At 70.6% G+C, this 17,511-nt stretch carries 13 protein-coding genes, 1 tRNA gene and 1 riboswitch; of the genes, 6 read left to right on the forward strand and 8 right to left on the reverse strand.

Going from position 1 to position 17,511, the window contains the following annotated elements; genetic code table 11:
- Positions 1 to 31: 31 nt before the first annotated feature.
- The gene (locus FRANCCI3_RS01385) at positions 32 to 3,040 is read right to left on the reverse strand and encodes a TIR domain-containing protein (protein ID WP_236701431.1); all 3,009 of its coding nucleotides are present in this window, start codon (positions 3,038 to 3,040) and stop codon (positions 32 to 34) included.
- A 410-nt stretch (positions 3,041 to 3,450) separates the two neighbouring features.
- Positions 3,451 to 5,091 (reverse strand): IS66 family transposase, encoded by a 1,641-nt coding sequence (locus tag FRANCCI3_RS01390; protein WP_011434743.1) that lies wholly within the window; start codon positions 5,089 to 5,091, stop codon positions 3,451 to 3,453.
- A 487-nt stretch (positions 5,092 to 5,578) separates the two neighbouring features.
- Here FRANCCI3_RS01390 and FRANCCI3_RS01395 point away from each other — a divergent pair, with 487 nt between their 5' ends.
- Positions 5,579 to 5,914 carry a DUF4326 domain-containing protein gene (locus FRANCCI3_RS01395; protein WP_023840114.1) on the forward strand — a complete coding sequence of 112 codons (336 nt, stop codon included), beginning with the start codon at positions 5,579 to 5,581 and terminating at the stop codon, positions 5,912 to 5,914.
- 534 nt (positions 5,915 to 6,448) lie between these two features.
- Positions 6,449 to 7,834 (forward strand): pyridoxal phosphate-dependent decarboxylase family protein, encoded by a 1,386-nt coding sequence (locus FRANCCI3_RS01400; protein ID WP_011434745.1) that lies wholly within the window; start codon positions 6,449 to 6,451, stop codon positions 7,832 to 7,834.
- A gap of 127 nt (positions 7,835 to 7,961) precedes the next feature.
- Here FRANCCI3_RS01400 and FRANCCI3_RS01405 read toward each other — a convergent pair.
- The 3 genes from FRANCCI3_RS01405 to FRANCCI3_RS01415 all read right to left on the reverse strand — a co-directional run bounded on the left by FRANCCI3_RS01405 (position 7,962) and on the right by FRANCCI3_RS01415 (position 9,231).
- Positions 7,962 to 8,048, reverse strand: a tRNA-Ser gene (locus FRANCCI3_RS01405).
- A gap of 118 nt (positions 8,049 to 8,166) precedes the next feature.
- Positions 8,167 to 8,697: a tRNA adenosine(34) deaminase TadA gene (gene tadA, locus FRANCCI3_RS01410; protein ID WP_011434746.1), complete on the reverse strand. Its 531-nt coding sequence runs from the start codon at positions 8,695 to 8,697 to the stop codon at positions 8,167 to 8,169.
- A 42-nt stretch (positions 8,698 to 8,739) separates the two neighbouring features.
- Positions 8,740 to 9,231, reverse strand: coding sequence for a tRNA adenosine deaminase-associated protein (locus tag FRANCCI3_RS01415; protein WP_011434747.1), 492 nt, complete (start codon positions 9,229 to 9,231; stop codon positions 8,740 to 8,742).
- Between the two features lie 420 nt (positions 9,232 to 9,651).
- Here FRANCCI3_RS01415 and FRANCCI3_RS01420 point away from each other — a divergent pair, with 420 nt between their 5' ends.
- From FRANCCI3_RS01420 to FRANCCI3_RS01430, 3 genes are all read left to right on the forward strand, one after another.
- The gene (locus FRANCCI3_RS01420) at positions 9,652 to 10,902 is read left to right on the forward strand and encodes a MurT ligase domain-containing protein (protein WP_011434748.1); all 1,251 of its coding nucleotides are present in this window, start codon (positions 9,652 to 9,654) and stop codon (positions 10,900 to 10,902) included.
- Between the two features lie 81 nt (positions 10,903 to 10,983).
- The gene (locus FRANCCI3_RS01425; RefSeq protein ID WP_011434749.1) at positions 10,984 to 11,727 is read left to right on the forward strand and encodes a type 1 glutamine amidotransferase; all 744 of its coding nucleotides are present in this window, start codon (positions 10,984 to 10,986) and stop codon (positions 11,725 to 11,727) included.
- A 115-nt stretch (positions 11,728 to 11,842) separates the two neighbouring features.
- Complete coding sequence (locus FRANCCI3_RS01430; RefSeq protein WP_023840113.1) at positions 11,843 to 12,511, forward strand: PHB depolymerase family esterase; 669 nt, start codon at positions 11,843 to 11,845, stop codon at positions 12,509 to 12,511.
- A gap of 519 nt (positions 12,512 to 13,030) precedes the next feature.
- Here FRANCCI3_RS01430 and FRANCCI3_RS01435 read toward each other — a convergent pair.
- The 3 genes from FRANCCI3_RS01435 to corA all read right to left on the reverse strand — a co-directional run bounded on the left by FRANCCI3_RS01435 (position 13,031) and on the right by corA (position 16,521).
- The gene (locus tag FRANCCI3_RS01435) at positions 13,031 to 14,137 is read right to left on the reverse strand and encodes a C40 family peptidase (RefSeq protein ID WP_011434751.1); all 1,107 of its coding nucleotides are present in this window, start codon (positions 14,135 to 14,137) and stop codon (positions 13,031 to 13,033) included.
- Between the two features lie 5 nt (positions 14,138 to 14,142).
- Positions 14,143 to 14,309: riboswitch (cyclic di-AMP (ydaO/yuaA leader) on the reverse strand.
- A gap of 351 nt (positions 14,310 to 14,660) precedes the next feature.
- Complete coding sequence (locus tag FRANCCI3_RS01440) at positions 14,661 to 15,047, reverse strand: hypothetical protein (RefSeq protein ID WP_011434752.1); 387 nt, start codon at positions 15,045 to 15,047, stop codon at positions 14,661 to 14,663.
- Positions 15,048 to 15,261: 214 nt separating this feature from the next.
- On the reverse strand, positions 15,262 to 16,521 hold the full coding sequence (gene corA / locus FRANCCI3_RS01445; protein WP_023840111.1) for a magnesium/cobalt transporter CorA: 1,260 nt from the start codon (positions 16,519 to 16,521) through the stop codon (positions 15,262 to 15,264).
- A gap of 224 nt (positions 16,522 to 16,745) precedes the next feature.
- Here corA and FRANCCI3_RS01450 point away from each other — a divergent pair, with 224 nt between their 5' ends.
- The gene (locus tag FRANCCI3_RS01450; RefSeq protein ID WP_011434754.1) at positions 16,746 to 17,459 is read left to right on the forward strand and encodes a PhzF family phenazine biosynthesis protein; all 714 of its coding nucleotides are present in this window, start codon (positions 16,746 to 16,748) and stop codon (positions 17,457 to 17,459) included.
- The last annotated feature ends 52 nt before the right edge of the window (positions 17,460 to 17,511 follow it).

The following is a 17,511-nucleotide window of genomic DNA, read 5'->3' on the forward strand; positions in this document are numbered from 1 at the left end:
TTGCCGAGGTAGCCGCCGGTGCCGCCGGCGGTCACCCCGCGCAGGTGTCCTGGTAGGGCAGGCCGGGAATGTGGAAGCTCCACGCCGACCGGTCGAGCCCGCCCTGGGCCTCGTGGCAGGCGTACTCGACGACGCCGTTGCGGCGGAACGCGTCGATCGCGGCGAGCCGCCACAGCCGGACGGTGCCATCGTTGCCGCCGGAGGCCAGCGTCCCGCCGTCCGGGGAAAACGCCAGCGACAGGACGGAGCGGGTGTGCCCGGTCAGCGGCTGCCCGATCTGCCGCGGCGGGGTGACGCTGGTATCCCAGAGCCATACCCTCCGGCCAGATCCGACCGCGGCCAGGACCTGCCCGTGCGGGGAGAAGGCCACGGCCCGGACCGGTCCGGGGTCGGCGAGAAGGATGCTGGGCGGCCGGGGCCGATCCGGGGCGGTGACATCCGCCAGCATGATTGATCCGTCCTGGCCGGTGGCTCTGAGGCGCCCGTCCGGGGAGAACGCATCCCACGGCGTGGGGAGGGCCGCGGCGGCGTTCACACGCCCCCGCAATTGTGGCCGGTCTGGGTCGGTGACGTCCCACCGCAGCACCGTCCCGTCGACGCCGGTCGCGTCGAGGTTCCGGCTGTCCGGCGAGAACGTCACCGACGTGATCCCGCTGTGCTGGCCGGTGAGGGGCGGGTCGATCCGACGATGTTGACCCTCCGTCACATCCCACAGCACGACCGTTGCGTTCGCGCCGCCGACGGCCAGGATGCGTCCATCCGGGGAAAACGCCACCGAGGTGACGGGATCGCCGCGGCTGGCGAGTGGGTTCGGGTCCTCGGCGAGGGTTTGCAGCAAGTTCGCCCGGCTGTCGGCGCCCCTGTCGGCCTTACCGCCGGCCTCACCACTGGCGGCCTCACCACTGGCGGCCTTACCGCCGGCCGCACCACCGGTACCGGGGTCGATGTCCTCGGCGGCGATGGCGAGTCGTAACGCGCGCACCTGGTCCGTCGCCCGCGCGGCGTCGGCGTCGGCGAGCAGGGTGTGAGTGATCAGGGCGTGCCGCGCCCGTTCGGTGGTGCGCTGCGCCCGTTCCGCGGTGCGCTGCGCCTGCCGGGCGGTGAGGGACTGCCAGGTGGCGACCGCGGCCCCGACGACGGTGAAGACGAGGAGCACGGAAAGGACAGCGATGACCTGCTGGCGGCGTTGACGTTCGTGACGTTCCCGGCGGCGGGCCGCCTCGACGCGCGTACGTTCCTGGCGACGGGCTTCCTCGATCCGCTGGTCGCACGCGTCAATGAACCTCCGCCCGGCCGGTTTGAGATGGACCACCGGCTCCTCACCGGCGCGGAAACGCTCATAGGACTGCCACAGCGTCGTGATGGCGGTGGTCAGCCGGTCCTCGTCCCAGAGCGGGCCGTCGTTGTGCTCCCACTCGGCGGCGGCGCGCTCGACCTTGCCCTCACTGAGCAGGGCGGCTTCCCGTTCCCGGATGACGGCATCCAGTGGCTTCCAGGCGGTCAGCAACGCCTCGTGGACGACCCCGACGGCGGTCCCCAGGCTGTCGCTGGGGGTGGACAGCAGCCATTGGTTCACGAAGACCTGGAAGGTTCTCCGCAACGCGTCGGACGGCAGGTCCTTGAGGTCGATGCGTCGGCGGGTCCGCCGACCGGCCTCGTCGAGCGTGGCGAGCTCGGCCATGCCGACCAGGATCTCCTCCCGGCCCAGCCCGCTCGTCTCCACGGCGTCGTCGAGGACGGCGTCGGCGCGGCGGGCCAGCGCCCCCCGCACGCCACCCAGCTCGTGGTACCGGTCCATCGACAGGGTGCCGCCGCGGGTCTGGTCCTTGGCCAGCTCATGGAGCGTGAACGCCAGCAGCGGCAGCGCCTCGCCGTCCTCGGTGTCCGCGACCATCCTGGCGACCAGCTCCGGCTCCACGTGCAGGCCGGCTACCCGGGCCGGCTCGGTGATGACGACCGGCAGCATGTCCCGGGCCAGCGGGCGGAGGGGGAAGACGTGCAGGTTGACCCCGCCCTGTTCGGGGGGGCCGCTCAGTTCGGGCAGGGCGAAGACCTGGTCCTGGAACTCGGAGCGAAGCGCCATGACCACCCGCACGGGACCGGTGACCCCATGCCGCAACAGGGTCGCCAACCGGGCCCGTTCCTCTTCGTCCGATCGGGTGAACAGCTCCTCGCCCTGATCGATGATCAGTAGCAGCAGGCTGTCCCGCACCGGGCCGGAGCCGGCCGTCAGAAGTTCCTCGGCCAGCCCCATCAGGGCCAGGTCGTCCTCCCTGAGCTGCCGGTCGATGTCGGTGACCGCCCACTGCTGGCCGACACGCCTCGCAGCCTGGGTCAGGGTGTGGGCGAGCTTGCGGACCGGGTCCCGGCCCGGCCAGAAGGGGTCGGCCACCTCCCAGCCGGGCTCGCCCGCCAGCTGGGCCGGCAGGCCGGCGGTGACCAGCGACGACTTGCCGCATCCGGAGGCGCCGACCACCAGTAGCAGACGCTGTTCACCGAGGGAGCGTAGCCGGTGGGTGAGTCGCCGCAGCTCGTTGCCGCGCCCGTAGAACACCTTGGCCATGTCCCGGGTGAACGGCCGCAGACCCGGGAACGGGGACCGGTCGTCCGCCCAGCCCAGCCCGCCGCCGGCCTCGACGCGCCGCAGCCCAATGTTCAGGTTGTCGGCCCACCCCGGATTCTCGTGCAGGTGAACGTGCTGCCGGTCCTCCAGAAGCGGGGAGGTGACCGTCGGCTCCACGCGCAGCGGCAGCAGCAGGCTGCCGACCTCGTAGGCGATTCCCAGTTCGTAGGCGCACCACGGGGAGGCGTTGTAGGCGTTGGTGATGACACAGACCACGGCGTCGGCGGCTCGCAGCTCGCGGTGCAACCGATCCTTCCACATGTCGCCGGGCTGGACGCCCACCCGGATGTTCTGAGCGAGGAACACCCGGTGGCCAAGAAGGGTCAGCGTCTGATGCACTCTGTCGGCCAGCTCCGCGTCGGAGCCCGCATGGCTGACGAAGACTCGTGCCACCATCGCCCCCAGGACTCGCCGCATTTGCCGCGCACATTCTCGCGGACATTCTATGCGCCGCTTGTCCTACCTCCGGCAGGCGGCATGGATACTCGTCGGCGCCCGGTCGCAACCGGTCCCGTCGGCGCCCTGGAACGATCCCGCCGCATCGCCGCGAGATATCACCAGAAGGGCCGGGACGGCAACCTCGTCGCGTCGAAAAAATGTACTTTACCCGTTATCAAATTTCCGGTGTACGGAAAGTAAAGGGGGAATGGCTGGATGGTTGTGGCTGCCCCCTTTTGCGCTGTTCCCGTGCCTCCGGCACGTTTCTTACTGCAACGATCACACGATTAACGATCGTACGGTTGTAAGAGTTCGGTGATGGCGTGGGTGGGCGGGCCGAAGGCCCGGCCGGTGTTGCCGGTCGGGTGGTTTTCGGCTTGTGGGTGGGGTTAGGGCTCGGGCCCGTCGGGTGGGCCGTCCTGGGGTGGGTCGGTGCTGGGAGGGCTGCCGGTCTGGGTGGTGGTCTGCCAGGTGAGGAAGGGTTCGAGGGCGGGGCCGGCGGGTGCTTTCCCGCCGGCTGTGGCGCAGGCGTTCAGGTAGCCGGTCAGGAACGCGAGGGGTTCACGGCCGTTACGCTCCGCGGTGGCGACGATGGTCCAGACCCGGGCGGCGAGGTGCGCGGCCCACTCAGCGTGTGCGCCGTAGTAGTTCTTCCGCCCGACGACCGGGGTCCGTAGCGCTCTCTCGGCAGCATTGTTGTCAAGATCCAGGTCGGGGAAGTCCTGGTGGCGGGCCAGCCCGTCCCATTCCCGGTCCAGGGTCGCCAGGACCTTCTTCGCCGCCGGGTGCAGGCTGTGGATCGCCGCCTCCGCGCGCCGCGCCGTGTCGATCGCCCTCAGCGCGGCCTCGAACGCGCCGGCGGCCTCGCGGTAGCCGCCGGTTGTGGGCTGCTCGGCGGCGAGGGCGCGGTGAGCGAGGTAGAGCATCCCGATCCGGGCGACCCACTGGTCGGCCCAGTACCGCAGTTGGGGGTGGGCGTCCCCGGCCCGGATGAAGTACCGGCGGATGTGTGCCCAGCACCAGAGCGGGTCGACTCCGTCGACGCGGCCCAGGGACTGGTAGACGGTGTAGAAGTCCGACGAGACGACGAGGCGACGTCCGTCGGACAGCGCCCCGGCGGCCCGGTCGATCCCGAAGTGCTTCTCGACCGGGGCAGCCGAGCGGGTCGGGTCCATCCGGAACACCACCGTGTCGGCGGCGACGAACACCCACAGCCACCAGCGGGTCCCGTCCTTGCCCTCGACCCGCTCGAACACCCGCCACGTCGTCTCGTCCGCGTGGACATGACCGGCGGCGGCGTTACGCGCCACGATCTGCTCATCGAGCCCGCCGAGCAGTCCATGCACGTCCTTCAACGCCCCACACAGAGTGCCCTCGGCAACACCGAGCCCGGCGGCGGCCAGCGCCCGAGCGATCCGGTGCAACGGCAGGCCCAGGACATACTTCTCGTAGAGAAGGCGGGCGAGGAACCCCGCGGTGAACCGGCCCTTGGGAATCGGTTTGGGTGGCACCGGCGCGGTCACTGTCCGCGGCCCCGGACATGTGCAGCACCGCCGATACCGCCGCCGCCGATGCACGATCCGGGTGATCACGACCTGCCAGTCGACCTGTTCGCTGTCGTCGGTCCCCAACGGCGTGAACGCCACCCCACACCCGGGGCAGGCACGGTCGACCTCGGGCACATCATGGATCTCCTCGCGGGTCTGCAGATGCGAGTAGTCCCGCCGGCCATGCCCCCGGCTCCCCGGCCGCTGCCCGCGTTGACGCGCCGGCCGGCCGGCATCCCCACCGCCCGAATCCTGCCGATCTTCTGGTTTCTCATCCACAGCCGACGACGGGCCGGTCTTCTCCGAGGAACGACCGAACAGCATCCGGGACAGCACCGCGACCTGCTCGCTCAACTCCTCGACCCGCAGCTGCAGCTGCCCGACACGGGCCTCGGCTTTCTCCGCACACTCCTCGGCCCGCTCGGCACGCCCACGCCAGTACGCCACCTCGGTGACATCATCGGTGACAGACAGAACAGACACACCACCCAGGACACATCACCAGCGTCCTCGGTATCAGGAACTACACCCGACGTATCACGAAGAGCCCACAACCCCCCACCAGCATCCCGCGGACACTCCGCCCGACTCCCGCCACAGCCACGACACCGCCACACGGCGGAACCAGCCCCTCCACGCCATCGCCGAATACTTACGTACGGTTATTGTGTGGTTATTGCACAGAGATTGCTTGTTTATTGGGGTGGCGTTGAATCGGGTCCGCCGAACGTGGACCGTCCACTGGTTCCCGGGCCCGATGTGGCTCCTCTGGTACGTGGATCGGCGGTGAGGTGGCCTGATCGGCACGGACAGCCGGCCCGGTCCGCGCCGATCGGTTGCGAACCCCGTGCGGGGGGATGGTGGTGTCCGTACCATCCACGCACGCCATTCTCACCGACGATCTGGATCTCACCGACGATCCGGGCGAGTTGGGCGGCGCCAGGGATGTCGTCGAGCTGGGAGGCCTCCGATGATGACCGTCGCACAGTCCCATGTCCGGCTCTCCCGCGCCGCCGGGTGGCGCAGGCCCGACGACGTGGTCGTGGTCGCCCGGCCGACCCGATGGGGCAATCCCTTCGACCAGCGCGAGTGGGGGCGGTCCGCGGCGGTAGAGCTGTACGCGGCGTGGATGACCGGCAGTGGGCCGGATGTCCGGTACGACCGGTCCGGTCGCCGCTACTCGCGGTCGGAGCGGCTCGCCGAGTTGCCCGACCTGGCTGGTAAGCGGTTGGCCTGCTGGTGCCCGCCGGGCGAGCCCTGCCATGCCGACATCCTCGCAGCCCTTGTCGCCGAACGGGTGCGATGAGGGCGACTGTGAAAGCACCGTCCAAACGCCGGGCCGCGTGAAGATTGCCCCGCGATACGACACGTGTCCATCGTGCTGTCGTAGGACGCGTCGGCTTGTCCGGCGGTCCGGTCGCACGCCTGGGACCACTTCATGGCATGCTCGGTTTCGATGGCATGAGGATGTGTCAGCCGTTCGTCCCCCGGGACGGCGGGTCTGGGCACCTTCCGCGGCGTCCATGGGGTATATGGATGGACGCCCGGGCATGTCGTCCCGTAGGCCGGGTCCTCATCGTGGAGGTTTGTTGTGAAGCGTGTCGGAGCGATTGTTCTGTTGGTTGCCCTGGTTGGTGGCGGGTTCCTCTTCCGTCGTCAGCGCGGCAAGCAGGACGCGTAGCCTCGCGTCGTCCCTCGGGTCGCGGGAGATCACCCGACCCGGGCGACTTGTGACGGTCCGCGACGAGCCGGTGTGAACTCGGGGTTGACCCGGAAACGCCGGTGTTGCGGCGGGGTGAGCTGCCCGATGTCCGGGCATGGCCGACCCTAGACTCCGCCTGTGCATCGGTTTGACGCGCAGGCTGCCGACCTCGTCCGCGCGATATGTGACTTTGCCCGCGTCCGGCTCGGATTCGATCCGGTACCGCTGGACGCGCCATTGTCATGGGACGAGTTGGCGGCGGCGGTGGGATCCACGATCACCGCCGAGGGCATCGGTGGCCGTCGCGCTCTCGAGGTGTTCGACGAGGAGCTGTCCCGCGCCTGTATCTCGACGGATCATCCCCGCAATCTCGCCTTCATCCCGGCCGCTCCGACTAAGGCGGCTGTATTGTTCGATCTGGTGGTCGGGGCGTCGTCCATCTACGCGGGCAGCTGGATGGAGGGCGCGGGCGCGGTCTTCGCGGAGAACGAGGCGCTGCGATGGCTGTCGGACCTCGCGGGCTTCCCCGCCTGCGCCGGTGGGCTGTTCGTACCGGGGGGCACCGTCGGCAACCTGTCGGCGCTGGCCGCCGCCCGGCATGCCGCCCGGAGCCGGTTGACCGCCGCCGGTCGGCCGACTCCACCGCGATGGCGGTTCGTCTGTGGGGCCGAAGCGCACTCCTCCCTCTACCAGGCCGCCACGGTGCTCGACACCGAGGTCGTCGTCGTGCCGACGGATGACGCCGGACGACTGACCGGTCCGCTGTTGGCCGAGGCGCTGGACCGGCTCGCCGAGCAGGACGGCGCCCAGGCCGTCGACGGCGTGTTCGCGGTGGTGGCGACCGCAGGGACCACCCAGTTCGGCACCGTCGATGACATCCGCGGGGTGGTGGACGTCTGTCAGGCCCGCGGGCTGTGGGTACATGTGGACGGCGCCTACGGGCTGGCCGCGCTCGCCGCCGCATCGACCCACTCTCTCTTCGACGGGATCGCCGAGACCGACTCGTTCATCGTCGATCCGCACAAGTGGCTGTTCGCGCCGTTCGATGCCTGCGCGCTGGTGTATCGCGATCCGGCGGTGGCCCGGGCGGCGCACGGCCCGCAGCGGGCCGGCTACCTCGAGGTCCTGGATTCGGCGGGGGCCTGGAACCCGTCGGACTACGCCATCGGGCTGTCCCGGCGGGCCCGCGGGCTGCCGTTCTGGTTCTCGCTGGCGACGCATGGCACCTTGGCCTACGGCCGGGCCATCGAGTCCACGCTGGCGACCGCCCGGGCGGCCGCGCTCCAGATCGCCGCGCTGCCTTACGTCGAGCTGGTGCGGGAACCGCAGCTGTCGATCGTGGTGTTCCGTCGGCTGGGTTGGCAGGCCGCGGACTACCAGCGGTGGAGCGAGAACCTGCTGCGGGACGGTTTCGCGTTTGTTCCGCCCACCGTGCACGAGGGCGAGACCGTCGCCCGGTTCGCCATCGTCAACCCGCGGACCACCGTTGACGACATCGGCGCGATCCTCGCCACGATGGCCTGATCCTCGCCGCGATGGGCTCCCTCTCCCCGCCGTCCGGTCTCCCCGCCGGCCCGGTGCCCGGGCTTGATCCTCCGGGACCGCTGTGCGGGCCCGGCCAGCACGCGAAGAGCGAGACGTGCCGCTAGGGCGGTGGAGGTGGGATTTGAACCCACGGAGGGGTTGCCCCCTCACACGCTTTCGAGGCGTGCGCCCTCGGCCACTAGGCGACTCCACCGCGGACTAGCCTACCGGACGTCGCGAGAGTCCGGTTCGCCGGGGTGTGTAGGGGTCCGACGGCGCCGAGGCTGCGGCCCGTCGCCCCGAACCGGGCGAGCGTGGCGGCGGTGTGCCGGCTAGCGCCCCGCCGGGCGCCGGCGCGCGGCGAAGAACTCCGCCAGGAGGGCGCCACACTCGTCGGCGCGGATCCCGGCGACCACTTCGGGTCGATGATTGAGCCGCCGGTCCCGCACCACGTCCCAGAGCGAGCCGACCGCCCCGGCCTTCTCGTCAACCGCGCCGTAGACGAGGCGGTCCACCCGGGCGAGCACGAGGGCCCCCGCGCACATGGTGCAGGGCTCCAGCGTGACCACGAGGGTGGCTCCCGGTAGCCGCCAGGAACCCGTCCGGCGCGCGGCCGCCCGCAGGGCGATCATCTCGGCGTGGGCGGTGGGATCGGCGCCGCGTTCCCGCTCGTTGTGCCCGAGCCCGAGCACCGTGCCGTCCTCGGTCACCACCAGGGCACCCACCGGGACGTCGGCGTGGTCCGGGGCCAGGCGGGCCTCGCGCAGGGCGAGCCCCATCGCCTCGTGGAAGCGGTCCGGTCCGGGCGGACCGCTCAGCCGGGCGGGAGCGCCCGCCCGGGGGTACTCGTCGGGATCGGTCATCCCGGATCAGCGGGCCGGCGGCGCGGGACCGAAGCGGTGGGCTCAGCCACGTGCGTCATCGAGGATCTCCCCCGCCCCGGCCCGTTCGCTGAGCGCGCTGATCACATCGCCTGGCAGCATCCCCTCCTCGCCGATCAGTTCCAACAACGCCTCCGCGGGGGTGCCCAGATCGCCGAGTAGATCGAGATCGCCCACGGGGGCGGCATGGGTGACGGCGGACGCGTCATCCTCGTCGTCCGGGGTGGTCAGCCCCGCCATCGAGGGCAGCGCGTCGGCGAACAGGCGTTCGGCGAGGTCGGAGGTCACCAGGACCCGGCGATCGGAGAGGAAGACCTGCGGATCCGGGTCGTCGGGACACACCCGGACCACCGCGAGGTACTCGTCGTCCTCCTCGAGGAAGGCGACGACGGGGCCATCACCCAGATCCCGCATCATGTCGGTGAGGGCGTCGAGGTCGTCGACGTCGGCCGGGTCGAGATCGTGCACCGACCAGTGGCCGTGTACCCGCGCGATCGCGATTGCCTTCGTGGTCACTGTGCGCCCTCACGTCCCTTCTGCAACCGCGCGGCGGACCCGGGCCGGCCGTGCCGGTCCGGGATGCCCGCCCGGCGCGGCCCCCGGTGGCCAAACCGGCGCACCCGCGCCGACCAGCCGTGTTCCGCCTGTGATTCTCACCTGTGGGGGCGGCCGTGGGTATTCCGGTTCACCCTGTCAGGTGAGTTCTACCGCGATGCCGCGTCGATTCCGCGACGGTGGTCCGGTCGACACCTTCCCCAACGGACTATGGGTAACGCCAGCTCACGTGAGGTAATGTCCGGGCTGGAACAAACCCCCGTCCGGGGGCGCTACCGGGTGGTACCGGGCCGATGACCGGGGACTGGACCGGGATCTATCGGAACAGAAGACGGGGCGGGCTTCGCCGCCCGGTGCCGTCGTGGCACTGTAGAAACCGCGATGACGACATCAATCCCCCGCCGGTTCACCGCCAGGACCCAGGCCGCGCTCGCCGTTGAACGCCTGGCGGCCGAGGCGTCACGCCGGCTCGGCCGTGGTTCCGGCGAGATGATCGGTGGCAAGCTCGCGCTGCGGGTATCCCCGGCGGCGCTCGCCGAGGTCGGCTCCCACCGGATGACCGCCTGCGTGTCGGGCACCAACGGCAAGACCACCACCACGAGGCTGCTTGCCCGGGCCCTGGGCACCCTGGGGCCGGTCAAGTCGAACAGCGGCGGGGCGAACATGGCGCCCGGGGTGCTGGCCGCGCTGTCCCGGCCGCCGTTTGACGCGGCGGCGGCTCTCGAGGTGGACGAGATCTGGCTGCCGAAGGTGGCCAGGGAGATCTCGCCGCGGGTGGTCCTGCTGCTGAACATCAGCCGTGACCAGCTCGACCGGTCCAACGAGACGCGGCGCATCGCCGCCATGTGGCGCGAGCTCGGCTCGGAGCTGCGCGACACGACGGTGGTCGCGAACGTCGATGATCCCCTGGTGGCCTGGGCGGCGGCGGGCTGGCACCGGCAGGTCTGGGTGTCGGCGGGGCAGAACTGGACGGCGGACGCGATGGTCTGCCCGCAGTGCGCCCGGCTGCTACACCGCAACAGCAGCGGCTGGTGGTCCGAGTGCGGGCTGGCCAGGCCCGAGCCGATCGTCGCGGTCACCGGCTCCCGGGAACTACTCTGGTACGGCCGCACCATCGAGGCCCGGCTCGATCTGCCCGGACGGGTGAACCTCGGCAACGCGGCGATGGCCGCCGCCGCGGCCCGGGAGTTCGGCGTCGAGATCGAGGATGCGCTTGCGGCCATGACCGGCCTGGGCGATGTGCAGGGTCGCTATCAGGAGGTGGCGCTCGGCGAGGAGGGCCATCGAGGCCGGCTGCTGCTGGCGAAGAACCCCGCTGGCTGGGTGGAGATGATGGAGCTGTTGGCGGACGCGCCGCCGCGGCCTGTCGTCATCGACTTCAACTCCCAGACCGCTGACGGGCGGGATCCGTCCTGGATCTGGGACGTGCCGTTCGAACGGCTCGCCGGCCGGCAGGTGCTGGTCACCGGGGAGCGCAAGGAGGACATGAGCGTGCGGCTGGCCTATGCGGAGGTGCCGCACAGCGTGTATGCCAGTGCGCGGGACGCGGCCCTGGCCGCCAACGAGAAGGTGGTCGACGTCGTCGCCAACTACACGGCGTTCCGCGATCTGCTGGTGAGGTCCACGCAGTGAGGTTGTGCGCGTGGCTAGGTTGTGCACGCGGCGAGGTTGTGCACGCAGTGAGGTTGTGCGCGAGATGAGGGGATCCACGCGATGACGGGCGGCTCTGCGACCAGGATCGCGCTGATCTACCCCGAGCTGCTTGGTACCTACGGCGACGGCGGTAACGCGATCGTGCTGTCCCAGCGCCTGCGCTGGCGTGGTTTGCCGGTCGAGGTGGTGAACGTTCCCGCGGGGTCGGCGGTGCCCGAGAGCTGTGATATCTACCTGCTCGGCGGCGGCGAGGACGCACCGCAGGTCCTCGCCGCGGACGGCATCCGGCAGAACCGGGCGATCCGGCGAGCGGTGAGCTCGGGAGCGGCGGTGCTCGCCGTGTGCGCCGGCTACCAGGTGATCGGCGCGACCTTCCCATCCGGTGGGGAGATCCACGAGGGGCTGAATCTCGTCGACGTGGAGACCCGTCGCTCCTTCGGCCCGTCGGACGCGCCGCCGGCGCGTGCGGTCGGGGACATCGTGGTGGAACCGGACGCACGGCTCGGCCTGCCCACCCTGTACGGGTATGAGAATCACGCCGGGCGGACGAGGCGGTTGCCCGGCGCGAGCGGCATCCCGCTCGGTACGGTCCGGCTCGGGATCGGTGACGGTGACGGCGGAACGGACGGCATCGTGGATGGCCGGGTCATCGGCACCTACCTGCACGGGCCGGTGCTCGCGCAGAATCCCGCCCTCGCCGATCTCCTGCTGAGCTGGGTCCATGGTCCGCTGCCGCCGTTGGACGCGCCCCGCGAGGTGGAGGTGCTGCGCCAGGCCCGGCGCCGCGCGTTGGCCGTCACCTGACGCGTCCCCTGGCTTTTTTTGGGGGGACAAGTGGGGGGACAAGGCGGACAGGCCCCGGTCTGACCCCGGTCTTGTCGTCATCTGCTGCCAGGTTTGCGGCGTTTCCCGGCCAGCGGTGTGGTTCGGTTGGACCGTGGTGTCGAATCCCCTCGCCGGATGGTGGGGCAAAAACAAGAGAACCGTGCTCATCGTCGGTGTCGTGATCGTGGTCGTCTGGGGCTACCTCGGGACCCGTGACCGCCCGAAGACCCAGCGGGTCAGCCTGCCCGGCGACTACGCGTCGGCGGGCCGCGAGCTGCTCGTCCAGGCCCCGTCCGATCCCGCCAACCCGCTTCCGCTGGTGTTGATCCTGCACGACGACAACGCGGACGCGAAGTCACTTGACCGGCAGAGTGACGCCGGCAAGCTCGCGAACTCCCGCGACTTCGCGGTGGCCTTCCCGGAAGCCGTGGGCGGCACGTGGCGGATCGACGGACCCGAGGGGGCCGACGTGCGCTATCTGCGCGACGTGGTCCGCTTCGTCTCCACGAAACGGACCAAGGTGGATCCGAACCGGGTCTACGTGTGGGGGATCGGCGAGGGTGCCCGGCTGGCCCTGACCGCCGCCTGCGCCCCGGGTAAGCCGGAGTTCGCCGCGGTCGGCGTCGTCGGGCAGTTCGACCCGGAGCCCGGGCCGACCTGCCAGGACCGTGTCCCGGAGGGCCGGGCCCCGGAGGCCTCCTGGGACCGGAAGGTCAGCGAGACCCTGTGGAAGTTCTCGTCTGGTCACCGGCTGGGGGCCTGACCGCGGCGCCCGCGAGCGGGCCGGGCGGTTTCCGCACCGGGCAGAGACCGAGGGCTGAAGTCCGCCGATGCCGCCGGGAGGGGGGTAGCGGCATCGGCGGACCTGGTCGGCCGGGGCCCGAGGCCCGCCGGCCTTCCCGTGCGGATGGGGGGGGAATCCGAGGGAAGGCCGGCGGAATCGGGGGCCTTCCGGCCGGACGGACGTCAGATGGGGGGGAGATCTGACGTCCGTCCCACCGGAAGGAGGGCCCGTCCGGAGAGCTGGAAAGGAACCACATAGGCGGGTTGTCGGGCGGTGACAGGGCCCGCTTGCTGGTCTGTCCGCGGCTTCGCCGGTGGGTGGGAGTCCCGGGTCCGGCTTCCACGGCTTCGGGTCGGCGCCTGGAGAGGGGCTCGGTAGCCGGCCGCTCGTGGACTGGCAGGGCTCGTGTGGTCCGCGCCCCAGCCGCGAAGGCGATCCACCGGAGCCGGGTGAGCCGTTGCGTCGGCATGAGGGCGGTGCGCCGGCTCCGACCGGCCGCTAGAGGATCCGACCGACGTAGTAGGAGGTGGTATAGATCTTCTTGAGCGACACGACGTCGCCGGTGTGCGGCGCCGCCCACATCATGCCGTCGCCCGCGTAGATGCCGACGTGGTAAATGTTCCCGGGTGTCCCGAAGAAGATCAGGTCGCCGGGCTGTTTGTTGTACTGCGACACCCGGGTGGCGGCGGCGAACTGGGCGTCGGTCGTCCGCGGCACGCTCCTGCCGAGCTGCTTGAAGATGTACTGGATGAGGCCGGAGCAGTCGAACGAGCTCGGGCCCTCCGCACCGTAGACGTAGGGCTTGCCGGCCTGCAGGGAGGCCAGGTAGACGGCCTTCTCCCCGAGGGAGCTCGACGGGACCGGAACCGACGCCTGGTCCGCGGCGTCCCCTGTCGTGAGGAGATCCGACCAGGCGGCGTTGCGGACGAGCCGGGGGGTGGGCGCCGGCCGTACGCGCAGGGTGGCGTCGTTCGCCGAGCGGGCGGACTGCAGGGCGTCCGTGCCGTCGAAGACCGCGGTGACATTCGTGGTGGTGAGCACCCGGGCCGTGTAGGAGGCGTAGCCCTGGGCGTTGGTGTAAAGGTGCTTGAAGGTGGCCCACCCGGTGGGGAGCTTCACCTGCACCTTGACCAGCTGGTTCGCCAGCGGTTCGTGGGTCTGCTCGTTGTAGAGCGAGAAGCCGATGTCGATCGGCTGGTCCGCGCTGACGCTCACGTCGGGGTTGGTCACCCGGAGACCGACCTGAACCTTGCCGGCCAGGGGCGGGGCGTCGACACCGCCCGTCGAGCCGAGCAGGGAGGTGGAGCCGTGGGTGCTGACCGCCGCGGCGGCGATGCTGCCCCCCAGGGCGGCCTGGGAGCCGATCTGCGCGGCGAGGGTGATCGGAGCGGTGTTCGGCTGCTCGTCCTTCGCGGCGTCGGCGTTGATGTCGGTGGCGCAGCCGGCGAGAGCCACTCCGGAGACCGCGACGGTCCCGGTGGTCACGGCGGCGAAGGCGCGGGCCCGGGCCCGGCTGCGGGCGGCCGGGGGCGCGGAGGGTGCGCGGTGACGGCCGCGACCGGCGCCTCGCGTTTCTTCGTCGAGCTGCACGCTTTGCGCGGACAACGGTGTATTCCTTCCCGTGCGCCTGCGAAGTGAGCTGTCGGGTTCGGGCTGGGCTGCCCGGCTCTCGCGTGACCTTCACGCGTCGAGCTTCACCCCTAGGTCGACACCGCGGATCGGCGCCGGCCGGTGGAGGTGGGTCCCCCGCTCCTGCCCCTGATGACGACTCGGAGGGGACACCGGGGCCGGGGGCAGGACTCGGCGTTCGGCCCGGTGTTGTCGTGACGTCGGCGTGAGACTAGTCCACTTGGATGGGGTGGGTAAACACTAGTCCTTCCCAACTACAGCGAGTGCGCGTTGAAGTTCCCGTCGCGCGGCGTCGGCGGCCCGCGCGGTCGGCCGGGCTGACCGGGCGGCCCTAAGGCCCTTCGCGCCCCGTTTGTCCTGCTGGTTTTTCGTTGCGTGTGGGGTCCGCGGCGGCGGCCGGTCCGGGTGAGAGGCGGGCGGGCGGGTAGCCCTCCCGCGGCCCGTGGGCGATTTTGACTACTTAAAGTAGTCGACGGGTGAGGCCGGGTGTGCACCCCCCTCAGCGGGACCGGGAGCCGCGGCGGGTGAGGAATCCCGCCGCATCGAGCACTTGGAGCTCGACCGCGAGCTCGTGGACCTCACGGGGCAGCGAGCGGTGGTGCGCCAGCGCCTCGACCGCGGCGCGGGCGTGGTCGGCGAGCTCGTCGAGGGCGTGCTGGCGCTGGCGCATCCGAGCCCGCTCCTCCTGGATGGTCCGGACCGTGTCCTCCTGCCACCGGCGGGTCCGGATGAGATGCTCGCTGGCGTCGGCGGCCTGCCGCTCGGCATCCTCCAGCCGGTTGAGGAGCGCGTCGAGGGCCTCCAGCCGGCCGGCGAGCTCCGCGATGAGATCGCCCCGATCGGGCAGGATGGCCGTTTTACGACTCTTGGGGTCAGGCGAGGTCATGGAGTCCCCCGAGGGGTGGGGGGTCGGCGGGGACCGCGCCGAGCGGCTGGCGCGAGACCCGGTTGCTCCGACACGGTTGGTAACGGTAACCGACGTGGCGGGCCAGGGGTAACCCATCGTACGGATACGTCGCGTCAGCCAACTTATAGTAAAAAGGGACTATGGATCTGCCGTCATTGTCGTGGTCTATGCGCGCATAGCATGCAGGTCGGTGTCAGAGCCAGCCGTTGCGCTTGAACGCACGGTAGAGAAACAGACAGATCGTCGTAATGACGGCCAGGACGGCCGGGTAGCCCCACGTCTGACGAAGCTCCGGCATGTGGTCGAAGTTCATGCCGTAGATCCCGGCGACGGCGGTCGGGACGGCGCCGATCGCCACCCAGGCACTGATCCGTCGCATGTCCTCGTTCTGCGCGATCGTCACCTGCGTCAGCGTCGCCTGGAGCACGGAGGAAAGCAGCTCGTCGAAGTGAGCTATTCGCTCGCTGACCTGCTCGAGGTGGTCGGCGACGTCCCGGAAGTAACGGCGCATCGCCACGTCGACCATCGTGGGGGCGTCCATGGTGAGGGTACGCAACGGGCCCGCGAGCGGCAGCACCGCGTGCTTGAGCTCCAGAAGCTCGCGTTTCATCTGGTAGGCGCTTTCCGTCGACGGCTTCTGATCCCGATGGAAGACGCCCGTCTCGATCTGGTCGACGTCGGCCTGGATGCTTTCCACGGTGCGGACGTAGTCGTCCACAATGCTGTCGCAGATGGCGTGCAGCACGGCCGTCGGGCCGTGCCGGAGCATCTCCGGGTTGGCCTCCAGCCGGCCGCGCAGCTTCGTCATCTCCCCGTGCCTGCCGTGCCGCACGGTCACGACGAAGTCCTCGCCGAGGAAGATCATGATTTCGCCGGTGGTGACTACCTCGGAGGTGCCCGTTACCTGGGTGTGCTCCACGTAACTGGTCGTCTTGAGCACCATGAACAGGTGGTTCTCGTATTGCTCGAGCTTGGGGCGCTGGTGGCCGGTGACCGCGTCCTCCACCGCGAGCTTGTCCAGCCTGTACTCCTCGGCGATCGCGGTGAGCTGCTCGTAGCTCGGCTCGAACAGGCCGAGCCAGGCGAACCCGTTGCGTTCGGACCGCGCCAACCGCAGCGCGTCGGCCTGGTCGATGTCCATGGTGACCCGCCGGCCATGGCTGTACACGCCGCAGGCCATGACGCGCCCGTCCGGTGTCCGCGGTAGCTCGGAGCGGGGCGCCCCGCGTCGTTTGCGACCCACCCGGACCAGGGAGACCGGACGGGTCAGCGCGCCGGCGAGCTTATGGGCGTTGGCCGACGCCTGCTCCAGGGCGTCCCCCAGCACCTCCCGAACGGGATGCTGGCTGCCGTGGTCGCCGCCGTCCGGGCGCGCGCCATCAACGTCGCGTCCCCGGGTCTCGCGTACCGTCTCGTCGCGTACCCTTTCGCCCGGCACCGCGTCGTCCCGCATCACTGCCTTCTTCCCTGCCGCCGATCCATGTCCAGGTCCACCTGTCGGCATCTCCCACGCCCTTCCCCGCTGGTGAACCTTCATGGTGACAAGTCGGTGCCGGCCGTCCGGAGGCGATCCGGGCTTCACCGTGGACGCGGATGCCTGGCAACTGTGCCGGCGTGGTGTGGCACGAAGGGTGAGATACACGTCCGGCGCATGGGATACGTCACAGGGAGGATCGAGTGATCGGGATCGAGGTACGCACGCTTCGGGTGTTCGCCGACGAGACGGGCGCCGGCGGCAGCCTGCTCGCCGTGGTGCTGGATGCCGCGAAGCTGCTGCCCGACGCGCGGGAGCGGTCCGTCGTCGCGCGCCGACTGGGCTGCCCCGCCACGGTCTTCGTCGACGACCCGGAGTTGGCGGAGCTGGCCACCTTTACGCCCACCGGGGAGCTGCCCATGGCGGGGCACGCCTTGGTGGGGTCGGCCTGGCTGTTGGGTCGGCTGCTCGGTGGCCATCCGGAGATCCTCCGCCCGGCCGGCGGCGAGGCGGTCAGCTGGCAGGAGCAGGGCCGGGTCTGGGTCCGCGGCGCCCTGGCCGCCGTGCCCTGCTGGTGGCATGAGATGCTCGCGGACCCGGGCCAGGTCGACGCGCTCGACCTGCCCCGTCCACCCGCCGAGGACCTGACCCAGCTCTGGGCGTGGGAGGATGAGCCGGGCGGGGTCGTGCGGGCCCGGGCCTTCGCCAGCAGGCACGGCGTCACCGAGGACGAGGCCTGCGGGTCGGCTTCCATGCGACTGGCCGCGATGCTCGGGCGGCGGCTCACCATCCGGCACGGCGCCGGTTCGATTGTGCTCGCGCAGCCGGGTCCGCCCGGCCACGCCGATGTCGGCGGCCTGGTGGTCGAGGACGAGACGAGGTTCCTCGCCGATCTCGACGAGTTCCTCGCCCGGTGACGGTGCCGTTCGGCGCGGCCACGGCCGGACACCACGGGGACCAAGCCTGAGA

Source organism: Frankia casuarinae, assembly GCF_000013345.1.
In the GTDB taxonomy this organism is placed as follows: Bacteria; Actinomycetota; Actinomycetes; order Frankiales; family Frankiaceae; genus Frankia; species Frankia casuarinae.

Excerpts from the sequence above, each read along its gene's own strand:
- FRANCCI3_RS01385 (WP_236701431.1), bottom strand. The coding sequence starts at position 3,040 with ATGCGGCGAGTCCTGGGGGCGATGGTGGCACGAGTCTTCGTCAGCCAT.
- FRANCCI3_RS01395 (WP_023840114.1), top strand. The coding sequence starts at position 5,579 with ATGATGACCGTCGCACAGTCCCATGTCCGGCTCTCCCGCGCCGCCGGG.
- tadA (WP_011434746.1), bottom strand. The coding sequence starts at position 8,697 with ATGACCGATCCCGACGAGTACCCCCGGGCGGGCGCTCCCGCCCGGCTG.
- FRANCCI3_RS01420 (WP_011434748.1), top strand. The coding sequence starts at position 9,652 with ATGACGACATCAATCCCCCGCCGGTTCACCGCCAGGACCCAGGCCGCG.
- FRANCCI3_RS01425 (WP_011434749.1), top strand. The coding sequence starts at position 10,984 with ATGACGGGCGGCTCTGCGACCAGGATCGCGCTGATCTACCCCGAGCTG.
- FRANCCI3_RS01440 (WP_011434752.1), bottom strand. The coding sequence starts at position 15,047 with ATGACCTCGCCTGACCCCAAGAGTCGTAAAACGGCCATCCTGCCCGAT.
- corA (WP_023840111.1), bottom strand. The coding sequence starts at position 16,521 with ATGCGGGACGACGCGGTGCCGGGCGAAAGGGTACGCGACGAGACGGTA.